Origin of the sequence: Streptomyces sp. MST-110588, assembly GCF_022695595.1 — a bacterium.
GTDB lineage: Bacteria > Actinomycetota > Actinomycetes > Streptomycetales > Streptomycetaceae > Streptomyces.
Window position 1 is genome coordinate 1,621,114 of the sequence record NZ_CP074380.1, and the last position, 14,999, is coordinate 1,636,112.

General features: G+C 69.8%; 12 protein-coding genes and 1 pseudogene. 3 read left to right on the forward strand and 10 right to left on the reverse strand.

From position 1 onward, the window contains the following. Positions 1–45 precede the first annotated feature (45 nt). The 8 genes and pseudogenes from drmC to KGS77_RS07245 form a co-directional block, all read right to left on the reverse strand. Positions 46–816 carry a DISARM system phospholipase D-like protein DrmC gene (gene drmC, locus KGS77_RS07215; RefSeq protein WP_242579570.1) on the reverse strand — a complete coding sequence of 257 codons (771 nt, stop codon included), beginning with the start codon at positions 814–816 and terminating at the stop codon, positions 46–48. Next, complete coding sequence (locus KGS77_RS34575; protein WP_277994198.1) at positions 813–1,613, reverse strand: DUF1998 domain-containing protein; 801 nt, start codon at positions 1,611–1,613, stop codon at positions 813–815. Before KGS77_RS34575 ends, drmC begins: the two co-directional genes overlap by 4 nt. A 101-nt stretch (positions 1,614–1,714) precedes the next feature. Then, positions 1,715–2,719, reverse strand: a pseudogene (gene drmB, locus KGS77_RS34580) (DrmB family protein); the annotation flags it as partial. Continuing rightward, complete coding sequence (gene drmA / locus KGS77_RS07225; protein ID WP_242579572.1) at positions 2,716–6,558, reverse strand: DISARM system helicase DrmA; 3,843 nt, start codon at positions 6,556–6,558, stop codon at positions 2,716–2,718. The pseudogene drmB and the gene drmA, both read right to left, overlap by 4 nt. Positions 6,559–6,684: 126 nt before the next feature. Beyond that, on the reverse strand, positions 6,685–8,262 hold the full coding sequence (locus tag KGS77_RS07230; RefSeq protein WP_242579574.1) for a hypothetical protein: 1,578 nt from the start codon (positions 8,260–8,262) through the stop codon (positions 6,685–6,687). A 115-nt stretch (positions 8,263–8,377) separates the two neighbouring features. Then, positions 8,378–8,917 (reverse strand): RloB family protein, encoded by a 540-nt coding sequence (locus tag KGS77_RS07235; protein ID WP_242579576.1) that lies wholly within the window; start codon positions 8,915–8,917, stop codon positions 8,378–8,380. A 10-nt stretch (positions 8,918–8,927) separates the two neighbouring features. Continuing rightward, on the reverse strand, positions 8,928–9,674 hold the full coding sequence (locus KGS77_RS07240) for an AAA family ATPase (protein ID WP_242579578.1): 747 nt from the start codon (positions 9,672–9,674) through the stop codon (positions 8,928–8,930). Positions 9,675–9,712: 38 nt separating this feature from the next. Beyond that, on the reverse strand, positions 9,713–10,303 hold the full coding sequence (locus KGS77_RS07245) for an AAA family ATPase (protein ID WP_242579579.1): 591 nt from the start codon (positions 10,301–10,303) through the stop codon (positions 9,713–9,715). Between the two features lie 284 nt (positions 10,304–10,587). Here KGS77_RS07245 and KGS77_RS07250 point away from each other — a divergent pair, with 284 nt between their 5' ends. Next, positions 10,588–10,995 carry a hypothetical protein gene (locus tag KGS77_RS07250; protein ID WP_242579580.1) on the forward strand — a complete coding sequence of 136 codons (408 nt, stop codon included), beginning with the start codon at positions 10,588–10,590 and terminating at the stop codon, positions 10,993–10,995. 36 nt (positions 10,996–11,031) lie between these two features. Here the strand turns inward: KGS77_RS07250 and KGS77_RS07255 are convergent, their stop codons facing one another. Beyond that, the gene (locus KGS77_RS07255) at positions 11,032–11,439 is read right to left on the reverse strand and encodes an ATP-binding protein (protein ID WP_242579585.1); all 408 of its coding nucleotides are present in this window, start codon (positions 11,437–11,439) and stop codon (positions 11,032–11,034) included. Positions 11,440–11,605: 166 nt separating this feature from the next. Between KGS77_RS07255 and KGS77_RS07260 the strand changes: the two genes are divergently transcribed. Then, complete coding sequence (locus tag KGS77_RS07260) at positions 11,606–12,457, forward strand: helix-turn-helix transcriptional regulator (RefSeq protein WP_242579587.1); 852 nt, start codon at positions 11,606–11,608, stop codon at positions 12,455–12,457. A 2-nt stretch (positions 12,458–12,459) separates the two neighbouring features. Then, positions 12,460–12,666 (forward strand): DUF397 domain-containing protein, encoded by a 207-nt coding sequence (locus KGS77_RS07265; RefSeq protein WP_242579589.1) that lies wholly within the window; start codon positions 12,460–12,462, stop codon positions 12,664–12,666. On the opposite strand, the gene KGS77_RS07270 is transcribed toward KGS77_RS07265, so the two are convergent. Next, positions 12,651–14,954, reverse strand: coding sequence for a hypothetical protein (locus KGS77_RS07270; RefSeq protein ID WP_242579591.1), 2,304 nt, complete (start codon positions 14,952–14,954; stop codon positions 12,651–12,653). The two genes, KGS77_RS07265 and KGS77_RS07270, sit on opposite strands and share 16 nt — an antisense overlap. Positions 14,955–14,999 lie beyond the last annotated feature (45 nt).

Sequence of the window (14,999 nt, forward strand, 5' to 3'; positions counted from 1 at the left end):
GGCCTGACGGGTGGGGGCGGGACCGGACGGCCCCGCCCCCACCCGTCATCTCTGGAGGTCGAGCGGCACGAGTACGCCTCTGCGCTGAAGCTCCCTGATGTGCTCCGCGGCCCGCTCCGGAGCCGTTCCGCCGGTCACCAGCACGCCGGCTTCGATGTTGCGCCGCACTCCCGACTCCGTCAGGTTGGCGCTTCCGACGAGCAGGGAGTGCCGGTCGGCGACCGCGAGTTTGGCGTGCTGCCGAGCCCCCGGCCCTTGCCTGGCTTCGGACGCCCAGTGCCACAGGCGAAGGCCGGGTACGCCGGTGAAGGCCGCGGCGGGTTCCGGTCCGGTCAGCAGCCCCGCGGCCCCCTGCCTGGTCTCGACGACGACATGGACGTCCACGCCGCGTGTGACCGCGGCGGTGAGCGCGGTCGTCAAGGGAGGGTACGGGCGCGCGGCGTAGGTCATGGCGAGCAGTTCGCGGTTGGCACCGTTGACCAGTTCGACGAGGACCTGGGCGGTGGAGCGCACCGGGACACCGGGGGTGGCCGGGCCGCTCCACACCGTGCGTACGTCTCCCGAGCGCCGCTCACCGCTCCATCCGGCGATGTAGCCGCGCAGGTAGGCCGCGGCCTCCGCCCGCGGAACCGTCTGCTGTTCGGTGACCGCGTACAGCGCGCGCAGTGCCTCGGCGAAGGCGGGCTGCGGCAGGGCGAGCAGGGCGTGTTCGACGCCCCGCCCGCGCGCCAGCAGACCGGCGAGATCCTTGGTCCGGGCAGGACCGAGCAGCCGGACCACGCGCTCCGCGGCCTGCTCGAAGGCCTGGCGGCTCACGGACGCAGGGCTTGCGGGGTGAGAACCTCGTCCGCGTCGTCGCCGAGCGGGACGAGGAAGCGCCGGTCGAGGAACCGGTTGCCGCGCTCGCAGGTCGTCTCCGAGACGAACAGGCAGGCGTGGCAGGCCGCGCCGTGCAGATAGTCCGCGGGGTTGCGGGGCAGCCGTTCCGAGCACAGCGGGTCGGAGGAGCAGCGCGCCGCGTCCTTGAGTGCCCGTCGCACGATGCGGTCGAAGTGCGTCGACTCGGCGAGGGCGACGAGTCCGCCCAGAGTGCCTTCGGAGTCGGGAACGGCCGTGTACAGGAGGATGCCGGTACGGGGGTGTTCGTCGTCGCCCGCGTAGATGCGCTCGGCGAGGCTCGCCGAGCTGTACCCGCATTCCAGGGCGATGGTGCGGATCAGGGCGTGGGAGAGGCTGTGCAGGGCGAGGTAGCGCTCGCCGGGCCAGCCCGCCATGGCGTCGAAGTCGGCGTCCGCGCTGAGCCGGCCCGACCGCCGGTTGGTGCGGAACCGGGTGTAGGCCTCGCGGTGGGCCTGCATGACGGTGGACTTCTGCATCCGCTCCACCCAAGGGTTGATGAGGTCCTCACGCACCCGCAGGAAGATCCCCTCGCCACGTACCTCGCTGGCCGGCACCCAGTTCTGAGAGCTGCGCCAGAGCCGGACGGGCCGGGCGATCTCGGGGTTGTCCGGGTCGGGTGCGTCGAGCCGGGTGAAGCCGATCTGAGCACGCACCTCACGCAGCCGCTGCACCTGCCGCACGGAGCCGAACAGTTCGGCCGTGGGGCCCGCCACCTCTGCCTCCTCCAGGGTGAAGTCGTCGGTGGGGTGGGCAGGCGGGTACCCGCCAGGACCTCCCACTCGGGGCCGAGAAGGTCGGGGGCGGTCTCCGTGGGCTGCTCGTCGGTGGTGCCGCCAGTCAGGCGCGCCTGGATGGCAGCGAGCAGGGCGTCGCGGTCGTACTCCTTGAGGTAGGCCTGCCCCGGCATGTTCGACAGCGCGGTGTACACCTCGGGGGTGGTGATGTGCTGCAGTTCGTTCCACCGGTCGTCGAGCAGCTTGTCGATACCACTGTCCGGCGCGGGCGGCAGCGCCAGCGTGCTCATCGTCAGCGGGAACCACTGGTTCGACGCACCGGCGATCATCAGGGTGGCCTGCTCATCGCAGCCGTCCGGCGCGAACGCGGCCAGGTGCGGGTGCCGGCCGCGACAGCGCGGCAGTTCGCGTGCGCCGCGCTCGCCCATGGCGTCGCGGATGTTGCGCTTGGCCTGACAGGCGACGCACTGCAAGGTGACGTTGGCGGCGAGGTTTCCGCCGTGGTCGGTCATCCGCAGCAGGGGCCGGGGATTCTTGGTGCACTGCTGGCCGTGGTGGACGAAGTGGGCGTACGGGAATTCGTCGAGGTGCCCGTTGGTGCACACCAGCGTGAAGCGGGCCGTCACGGCGAGCGGCTTGCGCCTGGCGCGACCGCACTCGGAGTGGACGAACCGGGCCTCGTGAGGGGTGCGCGCGTTGGTGTTGAGGAGAGTGAAGGCCTCGCTGTCGATCGGGGCGAGGAGGTTGCAGCTGGTGCAGCGCAGCCACTGCGGGAAGGGCGTGACAGGGACACCGACGCCCTGGGCGTGCCAGCCCTTGGGGTCGGAGTCGTTGCCCCGCAGCCACGGTGCCGTGCGCAACTCGGTGACCTGGGTGTTCCCGTACAGCTGGAGTCGGCGGTTGACGGCGGTGCGCAGGCGGGGTTCGTCGATGACGTAGTCGGTCAGACCGCTGTGGCTCCAGGACTCGAGTCCCTTGACCAGCACGGAGAAGTTGGGCAGGTCGACGAGGGAACCGACCCCCGCTGTGTACATGAGGTGGCTCGGGCGGGCCGCGCCCACGCGCCGGTGGTAGGTGCCGCTCATCGGCGTCCCTTTCCGGCCGCCCCGGCGGCCTGTCCGAATTCGTCGGCGTCGACCGGCTCCGCGGTGGCCTCGCCGTCCTGGTCGTCGGGCCGCGGCAGGAAGGTCCAGGCCGGGCCGCCGTGGGTCGGCTGGTCCACCAGGTGGCCACCGCCGGGCAGCAGCAGGTTGATCTCGTTCTCGGTCTCACGCATGGACATCGGAGCGGTCAGCTCGTCCCAGCGCGAGCCGTCGGCACGGTGCAGCAGGCCGTGGACGACGGTGTCCTTCTGCTTCTCGGCGCGGTATCCGAGGCGGCCGCCCTTGAGCCGCTCGTCCTCCCACCGGTCCTTGAGGACGTCGATGCGTTCGCTCAGGTACTGCCGTGCGGTGGCACCGCCGACGCGCTCGGCGCGGTCGAGCAGCCGCGCGTCGACGTGTGCGGCGAGCGGGCCGTGCAGGTCCACGGTATGGGCGTCGGTGTTGCGCGAGGTGTCCAGGGCGGCCTGGCGCAGGGCCGCCACATATGTGGCGGCGGTGCCCCGGTCCAGGGACCGGCGCGAGTAGGGCGTCACCGAGAGGGCCTCGACCTGCCGGTAGAAGGTGGCGTGGTAGTGCTCGAAGTCCTCGTAGTGGGCGAGGTCGCGGGGGCGGGACCAGTTGTAGAGGGTCACGACGAGGCCGGGGCGTTTCCTGTCCCGGCCCACGCGGGAGGACGCCTGGATGTACTCGGCGGTGTTCTTGGGCTGGCCGACGACCAGCATCAGTCCGAACCGGGATACGTCCACGCCGACTTGGAGCATGGAGGTGGCGAGTACGACGTCCACCGAGCGTTCGTCGAACCGGGTGGGTTCCACGCGCGGGTCGCGCTTCTGCTTGGCGGCGGCGACGATCTCGGCCGCGAAGGCGCGGCGCCGTGCCGTGGTGTCACGCTCCGGGTCGAAAGGGGCTTCCAGCCGTCGCAGTGTGACGCCGATCTCGGCGGAGGAGATGCGCGAGGTCAGCTCCTGGATGGTGAGCATCCCGGTCCTGGTCGGAATGCGGTCGGCCAGCGACCGGACACCACGTCGGCTGCCCGTGGAGCGCACCCGGGTCGTGATGTCGTCGTCCATGTACCGCCGCATGCCGGCGAGTTCACGGGTGGCGTTGAAGTATCCGACGAGCGTCATGTAGGGGTCGGCGGGGGTGCCGTACTCGTCGAACTGCTGCTGTGCGGCGAGCAGCATGATCTCGGCGACCCTGATCTCGGCGGCCTTGAGCCGGGTGCCGTGGGCACAGATGCCGAGGTAGCGGCGCCCGGGCTGGTCGCGGTCGGCCTCGATGCGCCGGGAGAAGAACGTGTCGCCGACGTCGAGCACCTGCGGCGGGAACACCGCGACCCGGCGCCCGAACACGCCGAGGACCTGTTCGGCGGCGCGCTTGGTGGTGGCTGTGGATGCCACGATCTTCGGCCCGACCTCGTGCGTGGTCCCGGCGGAGTCGGTGTACGTCCAGCTGCACAGCTGGTCGACGGCGGACTCGAACAGCCCGACGGTGGTCCCGAGGGCTCCGGAAATGAGGTGCAGCTCGTCCTGGATGATCAGGTCCGGTGGCCGGAGCCGGCCGACGGGCTGAGCCACCGTCGCCGGGAGGTTGTCGCCCTTGCGGTTGTGGCGGGAGCGGCAGCCGGTGTGCTCGTCGAGGTCGGCGTGACGGTAACCGTGCCGCGGGCACCATTCGGTGACCCGGCCGAACAGCAGCCCCGCGTATCCGTTCCACGGCAGTTGGGCGAACTTGTCGACGGTGGCGATGACCATGGCGGGCGCCAGACGGTAGATCTCCTCGTCGACGGTGAGGACGGGGATCCCCTCACCGGGCGCGGAGCGGCGCGAGAACGGGCAGCGGTCCTCGCCCTCAGCGCGCCCGCAGTACAGCAGGACGCGGCGGCGGTCCTCGTCAGCCTTCATGTCGCTGTGCGCGGACAGCCCCTGGCCGCACCAGGGGCAGGTGAGCACCTGGATGACACGGGCGTGCTTGTCACTGGCGCTCTCCCGGGCACCGGCGACCTGCTCCTGTGCCTCACCGAACCAGTTCGGCGACACCCCGGTCCCCACCCACAGGCCGATCCGGAACGGCGTCTGCCCCCAGCGCGCGTCCCTGTCGAACTCCTCGCGGCGCAGCACCTCGCAGGCGCTGACGAGAGCCGCCGCCCGCTGGAACTGCTGGGCGGTCAGAAGTCGCAGCGTGTAGCGCATGAGGACGGCGACGCCCCCGCTGCCATCCCGGGCCTCGGCCCCGGTGCCGACGACGCCCTGAAGACGGCGCAGCGCGAACGTGAAGGCAGTGAGCCCGAGATACGCTTCGGTCTTGCCACCACCGGTGGGGAAGAACAGCAGGTCGACGAGGGCCTCACGGCCGGTCGAGCGGTGCGGGTGCTCGGGCCGGCTCAGGGAGGCCAGATTGAGCAGGACGAACGCGAGCTGGAAGGGCCGCCAGCTGGCCCCTTCCTTGCCCTTGGCGTAAACCTTCTCGTACGCCTCGCGGTAGGAGGACGCGTCGTTCTCCCGGCCCGCGCGTGCGGCGGCGATGTCGGTGTTGCGCCGCTGGAGCGCCATGGCCCGGTTGGCGAAGCGGAACGCGTCCAGCGCGTCGTCGTCGGTCTCCAGGGCGGCCACGCCGAAGGCGATGCGGTGACACACCTCCTCGGCCTCGTCGATGGCGGCCTCGGCGGCGATGCGCAGGTCCTCGGGCAGTCCGCGCGCCTTGTCGCGCTGCTCGGCGAGCCAGGCGCTGTATCCGTCGGCGAGCGGGGCGAGGGCGACGCTCAGTTCGGTACGCCGGGACGGCACCGCGAGGGCGGCCAGCTCGTCCATGCCGAGTTCGAGGCCGACGAGCAGCGGCTGGTCGGCGGCGGTGGGGGCGGTGGTGGCCCGCACATCGTACGTCGGCAGCCAGGTGGTGCGCAGTCGGTGGGAACGCCGCTCACCGGGGCGGACCTCGGCGTGCACGGCGACGTTGCGCCCGAGCGCGTATCGCAGCTCGTCGCGGTAGAGCAGGCGCAGGCGCCGCTCCTCGGCATCGTCCTCGTACGGGTCGGCGCAGCGCGGGTCGAGCGGGTCGTCGATGGGCAGGAACACGGCCGCCTTGCCGTCGGGGAAGGCGGCGACCTCCAGCCTGGTCTGGAACAGCCACTGCTTGTCGCGCTCGCGGCCGGTGCCCTCCGGCTGCCGGTTGACGAGAGCCACCTCGACGACCCGCAGGTCCTCCCCGTCGGCGCCCACGTCACGTTGCCGCACCTGTACGTCGAGATGCACTCCGGCACTGTCGTCCCCGTCGAGCACGAATCGCCGCCCGCCGGTCTGTGTCACGTCGATGTCGGCATCCCGCTCGACCGGCTCGCGCCCCCATACCCGTACGGCCCCGGCGTCCTCCCCCAGCTGCTCGCTGAGCGCGTACCGGCCCCAGCCGGCGACGACACTGAGCATCCCGACCGAGGCGGGCACCACGAACGACAGCCCCATGGAGGAAGCCCAGATCCGTCCGGCGGCCTGCGGGGTGAGCCGCTCGCCGAGTCCGCCGTACTCCTCTTGCCCCTCGTCGCCGCTCTCCTCGTTGTCCGCGCTCTGGGCCGCGGCACGCGCGATGTCGGTGCTCGTCTCGCTGTCGTCCGCGCGCGGGCCGAGCATCCCGACGAGGTAGCGGTCACGCGGCCCGGCCGACGACTTCGGCAGCTCCTCGGTATCGCCGTCCCACGGGCCGAGCAGATCCAGACGGATGTACTTCTCCAGCCCGTCGCGTACGTCGTAGGAGTCGCCGTTGCGGAACGTCTGAGGCACCTCGTCGATGGGGTGAGGTACGTCCGTGACGTCGGGCTGGGATGCCATGGGAGGCCTTTCTGCGAGGACGTGCGGAGGGACGCCGGGAGCCGAGGTTATCGACAAGGGGCGACTGAGCCGACCTCTTCAGCATGCCACGCGTGAACTCAGTTCACAAACACTTTTAAATGCGCCTCAGAAGAGAGTGTCCGGCGGCGAGAACAGCGCCCCGTCCACGGAGGTTCCCCATTGCTTCTCCACCGGGGCGGCCTCGGCCGTGACTGCTGACAGGTCGGCTTCCAACAGCGCCTGCAGTTTCCCTGGATCGGCACCCGTCATCCGGTCCAGTTCGGCGACGGCCTTACGGCGCATCGCAGCACACAACTCTCCCTGCACCGGCACGCTCACCATGCGCAGGACATGCCAGCTCCCGTCATGGGCCGGACTGAGGAAGGCGAGGCGAGCCCGCCCGGCACGGGAGAGGGCGAGCAGGTGACACATCCCGAGCAGGTCGTCGTCGGCGTACCGGAACCGCATCACGAGCGTGCGCTCATCGGGGTGACCGGCGGGGAACCCGACGAGGAGGTCGTGGGCATCGTCAAGGCTGCGGCAGCCGATGCGAACGGCGCCGTCCTCCTTGAAGCGCAGCGCGGCGGCGGACGGCAGCCCGGCCTCCACGGCGTACACCCACCAAGGCTGGGAGGCCACGTCCCACGGGACACCGAGCTGTGAGCCGCGAGTACGGGAAGCTCCCTGCGCCATCCACGACGGCGCCGGCACATCGGGACGCTCGTGAGCCTTCAGGCCCACGAACTCCTCCTCACCGAACAGCGGGGTGTCCGGCGTCCCCACGCCCGGCACGCACCACACCCGCGCATAGGCCTGGAGATAGTCGTCGGCACGCTGGGCGTCGGAGCCGCCCAGATCGAGCAGCGTCCGCTCCAGCGGCGTCAGTTCCGGTACGAACGTCTCATCCACCCAGGCCAGATAACGGTTGGCGGCACGGCTGATCTCAGTGAGGGAGGCGTGCAGTCCGACCTCCTCGCGGGAAGCTCCGGCCAGGTCGATGGCCTGCCGGTTGCCTTCGGCCACGCCACCCAGGGCCTCGGCGAGGCACTTCATCCGGTGGATGTGGTCCAGGTGGGGCGCGCGTGCGAGGTCGTCGGCACGCTCGGAGGCGTAGGTATCGACCTCGTCGGCAAAGCCGTCGAGGCGGGTGAGGAACATCCGGGCGAGGTGCGCCGCCCGAGGGTCGGTCGCACTGGCGTCGAGCACCTCCAGGAACCCGGACCAGTCCTCCCGCTTCTCCTCCGGAGGCATGAGCCCGCGCCGCCAGATGCCGTCGGTGTCCACCGACCACCGCTCCCTGAGCTCGGCGTGGACACGATTCCAGCCGGTGCTCTCCGCCCGCCGTTCCGCCCAGAACGCCAGCAGCCCCTCCGCGAGCGGTTCGCGCCACCAGGCGTGCAGCAGAGAGACGGTGGGCTGCCGCAGGGCGGTCCACAACTCCAGGACGTCCTCGAGCGGGCGCTCCCCCGTGTACGACATGCCGCCGTACAGCCGCTCAAGGAAGTCGGCGGCCGTTCCGGACTCCTGCCCCTCGGCGTCCATCTGCGCGAGCCGCGCCAACGCCGTCGCCGCGACGAGCCGTCGGGGTCCAAGGTCGTCGGGTATGCGGTCCGCCACCTCCGGGGCGAGCATGTCGAGCACTTCGGCCACGGCCCCGTACGTACTCATGAACCACGCGGCACGCTCGGCCTCGAACCGGTCCATCCCCACCCCTTACCCCTCGCGCCCCACCATAGAATTGCGTCAACTCAGTTCACAGAACACCTGAGCCTTTGTCAACTCCCGGGCCTTGGCGGGCATTACGCCGACACGAGAGACGTCAGCAGTCCCCGACGGCCTCGCCGTGCAGGGCCAGGGCAAGCCGCCACACCCCGGTGGCCGGGTTCGTGGTGTGCTCGGTACCGAACCGGGCCAGACTGCGGGCACGTTCCACGGCGCCACGCCACGACGCCTCGTCCGCGTAGTCGCGGTCGAAGTTCACGCCCTTGCCCGGGGAAGGGCGGACATGCCTCGCCAGCAGCACCTTCAGGCGCCGATAGTCGGCGACGGGAGCGGTGTGGTCGTCGTGATGGAGCAAGAGCCACAGCTCGAAGCAGGGATTGGACACCGCCAGACGCACGCCGTGCCTGCGAGCGAGCGGTGCGGCCACGTCGAAGTCCTGGTACTGGTCCACGTCCACCACGCACCAGACCTGGTCGTAGTCCCCCTCGGCCCGCTCCATCACGCCGATGGCGTCCCGCACGACATCGACGGTGGATCCCGGCTTCTCCAGGACCTTGAGCGACACCGTGCGCTTCTTGAAGTGCCGCTTGAAGCCGTTCAGGTAGTCGGACTCGGTCTTCTCGGATCCGCAGACCACGAGGATCCGGTCAGCAGGGTCGAGTAATCTCTGCTTGCGCCGCAGATCGGTCTCCCTGCTCGGACGCGCCGGAGTCCGTCTGCCGCTCGGCTTCGGCGTCCTCGCCAACCGCCCCCGCTCCCCTCTCGCGCAGAGCGCGCGAGAAACTCTCGTCGATGTACGGCACTCCACCATAACTGCCGCCCAGATAGCGGCGTTCGCGGTTCTCGTCCTTGCGTGGCCTGAACTCGGCGAGTGCGTACAGCCTCGACTCCCCGTACTGGTCCTTCTCCACGAACCACACCTGGTCGCGCTTGAGGATGTCCTCCCCGTCACGACGCCCCAACAGGGACGGATCGTGGGTGGTGAAGACGAGTTGGGCGCCCCATCGGTTGGTTTCGGGGTTCTGGAACAGCCCGATCAGGCCTGTGGTGAGCAGCGAGTGCAGACTCGCGTCGATCTCGTCGACGACGAAGGTGCCGCCGGTCCGCAGCACGCTGAGGAACTGCGGGGCCTGGTCCAGGAGCGCGCGCGTGCCCGCCGACTCGTCGTGGAGGTCTATCTGGACCGTCCCGTTCCGTCCACGGTGCGCCATCCAGGGGCGGACGACCTCGAGAGGACCCTCCTCCTCCAGCCGTCGCAGTACGTGGGGAGGGACACGCCCCCCGTACTGCCGCCGCAGGGCGGCCTCGTCCATGAGTACCCGCTCGGTGCCGCAGGCTTCGATACCGAGATCCGCCGCCCGCAGCAGGCTCATCAGCTCCGGATGCCTGCCCATGCCCTCCAACCACCGGGCAGTGGAGTAGATGGGGCGGCTCAGTCCGGGGACAGGCGGAACCTCAGGCTCCGGGAGAACCAGTCGTAGACCGGGCGGAAGTCCTTCTGCTTCGAGCGGGCCGCGAGCGACAGGAACAGAACGTTCGGCTCGGTGATGCTCTCCACCAACGCCAGCTGACCTGAACGCTGGGAGTCCCCCGGGGAGACATGCTCACCCTTGCGCTCGAACAGGGAACGCTTCCTGCCTCGGGGGTAGCTGTCGAGCCACTCCTCGACGACACGCTCGTCGTCCACGGCGAAGCCGTAGGTGTAACGGACGCCCCCCAGCAGAAGGTCGGCGATGTACCAGGACGGCTCCCCGCGCGCCTCCTCGTCCAGCAGGAAGGGGTGGCGAAGGACCCCGCCGTCCGGCTCCGCCTCGCGGTGGGAGTTGACCACCATGTCGGCCATGTAGCGCAGGGCAGCGACCAGGTTCGACTTGCCGGAGGCGTTGGCACCGAAGATCCCCGTCACCGGGACCGCTTCCCAGTCCGTGCCGGCCGGTCGGTCGTCCTCGTACACGGGGTGCAGGTTGAGTTGCTGTTCGTCTCGGAAGGACCGGTGGTTGACCACGCGGAAGCTGAGCAACACGGGCTGTCACCTCCTCGTCGTTCACAACCGCCGTCGCAGCGAGGCTGCCCGGCGACGACCTTCTCTGCCGTTTTCGAAAGACCTCTCCTGCAAGTAAATCGCGGAAATCGCTCCACAAGCAATGCTAAGGGCGGATCACCCACCCATTCGTGCGTGTTTTTCGCCTCACCCTGCAGCAGACCGAGGAAGATCTGTGGACTTAGTTCACGCGCCATGCCATTGTCTCGGATGCCGCACCCTCGCTGGAGCGGGCGGACAAGGCGCACCTGCACTTCCGTTTCCCGGTGTTCGCCTTCCCCGCCGATGCCGAGGAGGTCCACGACGCGGTCGGCGGGGAGACGGTGACGCACGGAGACGTCACCATCACCGCCCCCGACCGCGTGACAATCTCTTTCCATCACGTCCTCGCCGACGAGCCGGACGAAGAGGACAGCCAGATCCACGATCCGTCCCGCATGGCCACCGAGCGGCTGAAGCGGACACTGAACCTCCTGCACCGCCCGCCCCGCCAGTTGTCGACCGTCAGGCAGTACGCCACCGGGGAACTGGCCCTGGTGCAGGTGGTGGGGCCGGAGGACTTCAAGCCGAAGGGAGGCCCGGAGCGTGAACTGCGGGATGTCGTCGACAACCTCCGGCATCGGCACGGGGGCTTCGCGCGCTGGCGCTTCGACTGGGCGCGGGGCGCCAAGTGAGGCGACGCGGGGCGGGTGGGACCCGCGCAGGACCGTTCAACGCTTGAACTCCGCCCACACCGTCTTCGTCAGGTCGGCGGTGCCACGGTCGCAGCCCCAGCCGTCGGCGAGTGCGGCGACGACGGCCAGACCCCGCCCCTGTTCGGCCCACGCGGGGGCGCACGGCAGCGTGCCGTCCACGGGCGGCCGGCGCTCGGGCCGGGCATCCGTGACCTCCACTCGGATGCGGTCTTCCGCGGAAGTCACAGCGACGCGGAAGTCCCTGCCGGGCACGTGACCGTGAGTGATCGCGTTGGCGGCCAGTTCGGCGAGCACGAGCAGGACGTCCGCCACGCGGTCCGGTTCGCCGGCGGGGCCGAGAGCGTCCAGACGCTCGGCCACCCAGTGGCGTGCCCGGCGGGCCCCGAGGGGCGTGGCGGGGAACAGGCGGCGGTCTTCTCGCACGGGCGCCTCATCGACGAGTTTCGGTTTCACGCTGTAATCGTCCCGTCACGCAGATACCCTGACCAGGGCGGCAGTAAGTACCAGCGGCCCGTGTACGGGGCTGGTACCGCTCTGTACGGGCGTCGGGCCGTGTCCCGGTCCGCGCGGGAGGAGGCAGGGGCAGCGCATGGGCGGCAAAGGCAACGGGCGCGGCGAGGCATCGAGCACCGCGCGCGACGACGGCAACCCGGCCATCTGGGCCGGATACGGGCGCCTGTTGAAGCTGTTACGTGAGCGGGCAGGCCTGACGCAGACCCACCTCGCCGAGGCCATCGGGTACTCGGTCGAACAGGTCGCCTCCGTCGAGCAGGGACGCAGACCGGCGAAGGCCGACTTCACGCGGCGCGCGGAGGAGGCACTGGGGGTGAGCGGCGAACTGGCGGTGCTGCAACCGGAGGTTGATCGGGCGAAGTTGCCGTTGTTCTTCCAGGACTTCGCGGGGATCGAGGCGGAGGCGGTGAGTCGGTGTTCTTATGATCCGCTGCTGATTCCGGGGTTGCTCCAGTCCCCGGAGTACGCGCGAGCCATACTCGCCGTTCGGTATCCGCCTCTCGACGACGAAGCCCAAGAGCAGCAGTTGGAGGCACGGCTCAGAAGGCAGGTCGTTCTCACCGGCAAGCTGTCGATCGACTTCTCGTTCATCGTCGGGGAGTCGGTCCTGCGCTGCCCGGTCGGTGACTCCGGCATTCTGAAGGGGCAGTTGCATCGGATGCTGGAGATGCAGCAGCTCCCGAACGTCGACGTGCAGGTTGTCCCGACGTTGAACGGGGCACACACCGGCCTCCATGGGCCGCTCGTGATAGTGGAGACCACGGCACATCGGCGGTACGCCTACTTCGAGTCGCACGGCGAGAGCATGGTCATCTCCGATCCAGCCAAGGTCAGCATTCTCGGGCTGCGCTATGGGAAGCTGCGCACACAGGCACTCAATGCCGATGAGTCGCGCCGCCTCATCGATCGGATCGCAGGAGAGCTGTAGCCGTGGTTCACTCACCCGCTCAAGACACTCAACTCCGCTGGTTCAAGAGCACGTACAGCGGACCGGACGGCGGCGACTGCATAGAAGTCGCCGTCGACACCACCCGCGTCCTCGTACGCGACTCCAAGGACGCGCACGGCCCGCGGCTCAGGTTCTCCTCGGCATCGTGGACCGTCTTCACCTCGTACGCCGGTCAGGCCGAGGGCTGAGGCGCCGTCTTCCTCTGCACAAGGCGTGCTGGCAGGGGGCGGGGTGGGTCCGCGTAGGCCGCGTGCGCCCGGTCCTGCTCCCGGCGCCAGGCACTCCGTAGAGCGTGTTTGTTTGCGGGCACCCTGTACCCCGCGGCCCGCAGGGCGTCCCTGAAACTGGCCAGTGGGAAACCCCGGCTGTCGGTGACCAGGGCGGACAAGAAGGGCGCGTCTTCGGAGGCCTTCCTGTCGACCTCCACCAGCACCCACTCCTGCACACCGTCTTGCACGCTGCGAAGTCCTTCGAGTTCCGATCTGGTGATGGTGGCCGCCCGCCTCGCCACCGTGATGAGCAGCTGTCGAAGTTCCTCGCCCGGTTCAGTCCTGACCGCGGCCTGCTTGGCCGCCTCCACCCACACCTCCTCCAACGTGCGCCTGAGATGTTTCGGATTCGCCGATGCCCGGCTGCGCTGGTTGTTGGAGAGCGCCTCCTTCTCACTCTCCGAGAGATCGTGGAACTGGAGCCAACCGCGCGCCCTGCGCATCGCGTCACCGACCCGCTTGCTGATGGCCGAGCCCGTGTACAAGCTGGGCTTCAATTCCTCAAGCTGCTCGACGAATTCGGCAATCTCTTGCCGCAAGGCAGCGAGTTCCTCGGCCGTCGGGGACACCGCTGGTGCTTGTGGCGCGCACAGTTCGGCGCGGGGTGGGATCAGTGCCTTCGGCTCGGCGAATACGGCGTAGGCGCGCTGCCGTTCGACGGTGACCCACTCCGTCAGCTGGGGATCATGCAGCGATACGCCGGTTGCGTGCTCCACTCCAAGCTTGGCGAGGACGGCGGGGAGGCAGGACAGGAAGGGCGAGTCGTGCTCCGTCAACAGCGCCGACAGGACGGGCTTGGTCGCGGTGAGCGGGGTTTCGAGTTCCACCAGGAAGTCCGTGATCTCGGACTGCGGCAGACCCTCCAGAACCGGCCCCGCCGTGACACCGATCTCCGACCAGGCGGCGGTTCCCCTCTTCGCGGCGGCCTCGGTCAGCAGGACTCGGGTACGCCATACCGCCTCCGGACGGGTCAAGGGAGGGGGCTCGGGCGGCGACTTTGGCGGAGCCGCCACCGCCTTGGCCTGCTCCGGCTTGGCCAGCCGTTCCTTCCTGCTCCTGCGCGTCTCTCGCGGGTCCGCCACAGCCCGCACTTTCGGCACCGAATGGACCAGCTTCCCCGGCTTACGGCTCCCGGCGGCGGGCTCGGCCGACCGGAGCTCGGGTACGGTCACGGACAGCCCGGTGCGGGCGGCGTCGTGCGCGTTGAGGCGGTAGAAGCGGTCCAGTTGGACCGCCCAGCCGCCACCCTCGTGGACCAGAAGGCGGGGGTGGTCGTGGCTGTCGGTGCCGTAGACGTACCGGGCGGGCGGAAGCGCGGTGTCGTCGGGGAGGGAGAGCACCGTACGGACGATGGGGCTGTCCATGGGTTTCACGTCGGCCACGACGAGGCGGCGTCCCTCGGTGGCGAACGGTGAATCGCTGGGGACGGGGGCCTTGGGATCGAACGCGAAGTGGAGCGTGCCGCTGACGGGGAAGGCGAGCGGCTTCGGTCGCGGCGGGGATATGCGTATCGCCTCGGTGGCCGGGGTCAGCAAGCCGGTGGGCGTGATGCGGCAGTCCTCCAGGGAGCTCCACCGCACGGTCGGTTCGGCCAGGGTCTGCGCTCCGACGTGGACTCGGCGCTCACCGCCGGCGGTCTCCAGGCGGAAGCGGAGGCTGTAGCCGTGGCGGGCGAGGATTTCCTTGGTGAGGGGGCCGTCCGTGCCGAAGAGCCAGTCGACCTCGTCCACGTCGTCGCCGAGGGCCTGGTTCGCCGTACGCCAGCCCCGATAGTCGAGTTGGGAGAGCTGAAAGCGGAGCCTGCGGTTGGCGGCGGGCAGATGAAGGTCGACGGCACCGCCCGGTCCTGAGCCGAGGTCGCGGGTCTCCACGGTGCCTCGCTGCCCGTGCTGGCCGAGGAGGTTGCGCAGGCCTCGCTTGATGAACAGGTGGTCCGCGCTGGACTCGCCGGTGGCGGCGCGCCCGCAGGTGGGGCCGCCGGCCACGTGGGCAAAGTGGCAGACCTTGTCGTGGTAGAGGCGGTCCGTCAACTTGCCGCCGCAGCCGCCCAGTTCGTATCCGCACCAGTAGGTGTAGTCGGGGTGGCGTCTGCGCCAGGCGTCCAGTTCCGCGGCGTCCATGGGGAGGATCACCGGGTGGTCGGAGTGGGCGCTTCCGACCACCGCCGTCTGGACGAGACGGTGGTCGGAGAACAGGAGTTGTGTCACTGCTGCCTCTGCCTCGCGGGAACAGGAGTGCGCGGGTGGCCCACG

Excerpts from the sequence above, each read along its gene's own strand:
- drmA (WP_242579572.1), bottom strand. The coding sequence starts at position 6,558 with ATGGCATCCCAGCCCGACGTCACGGACGTACCTCACCCCATCGACGAG.
- KGS77_RS07230 (WP_242579574.1), bottom strand. The coding sequence starts at position 8,262 with ATGGACCGGTTCGAGGCCGAGCGTGCCGCGTGGTTCATGAGTACGTAC.
- KGS77_RS07240 (WP_242579578.1), bottom strand. The coding sequence starts at position 9,674 with ATGGGCAGGCATCCGGAGCTGATGAGCCTGCTGCGGGCGGCGGATCTC.
- KGS77_RS07260 (WP_242579587.1), top strand. The coding sequence starts at position 11,606 with ATGGGCGGCAAAGGCAACGGGCGCGGCGAGGCATCGAGCACCGCGCGC.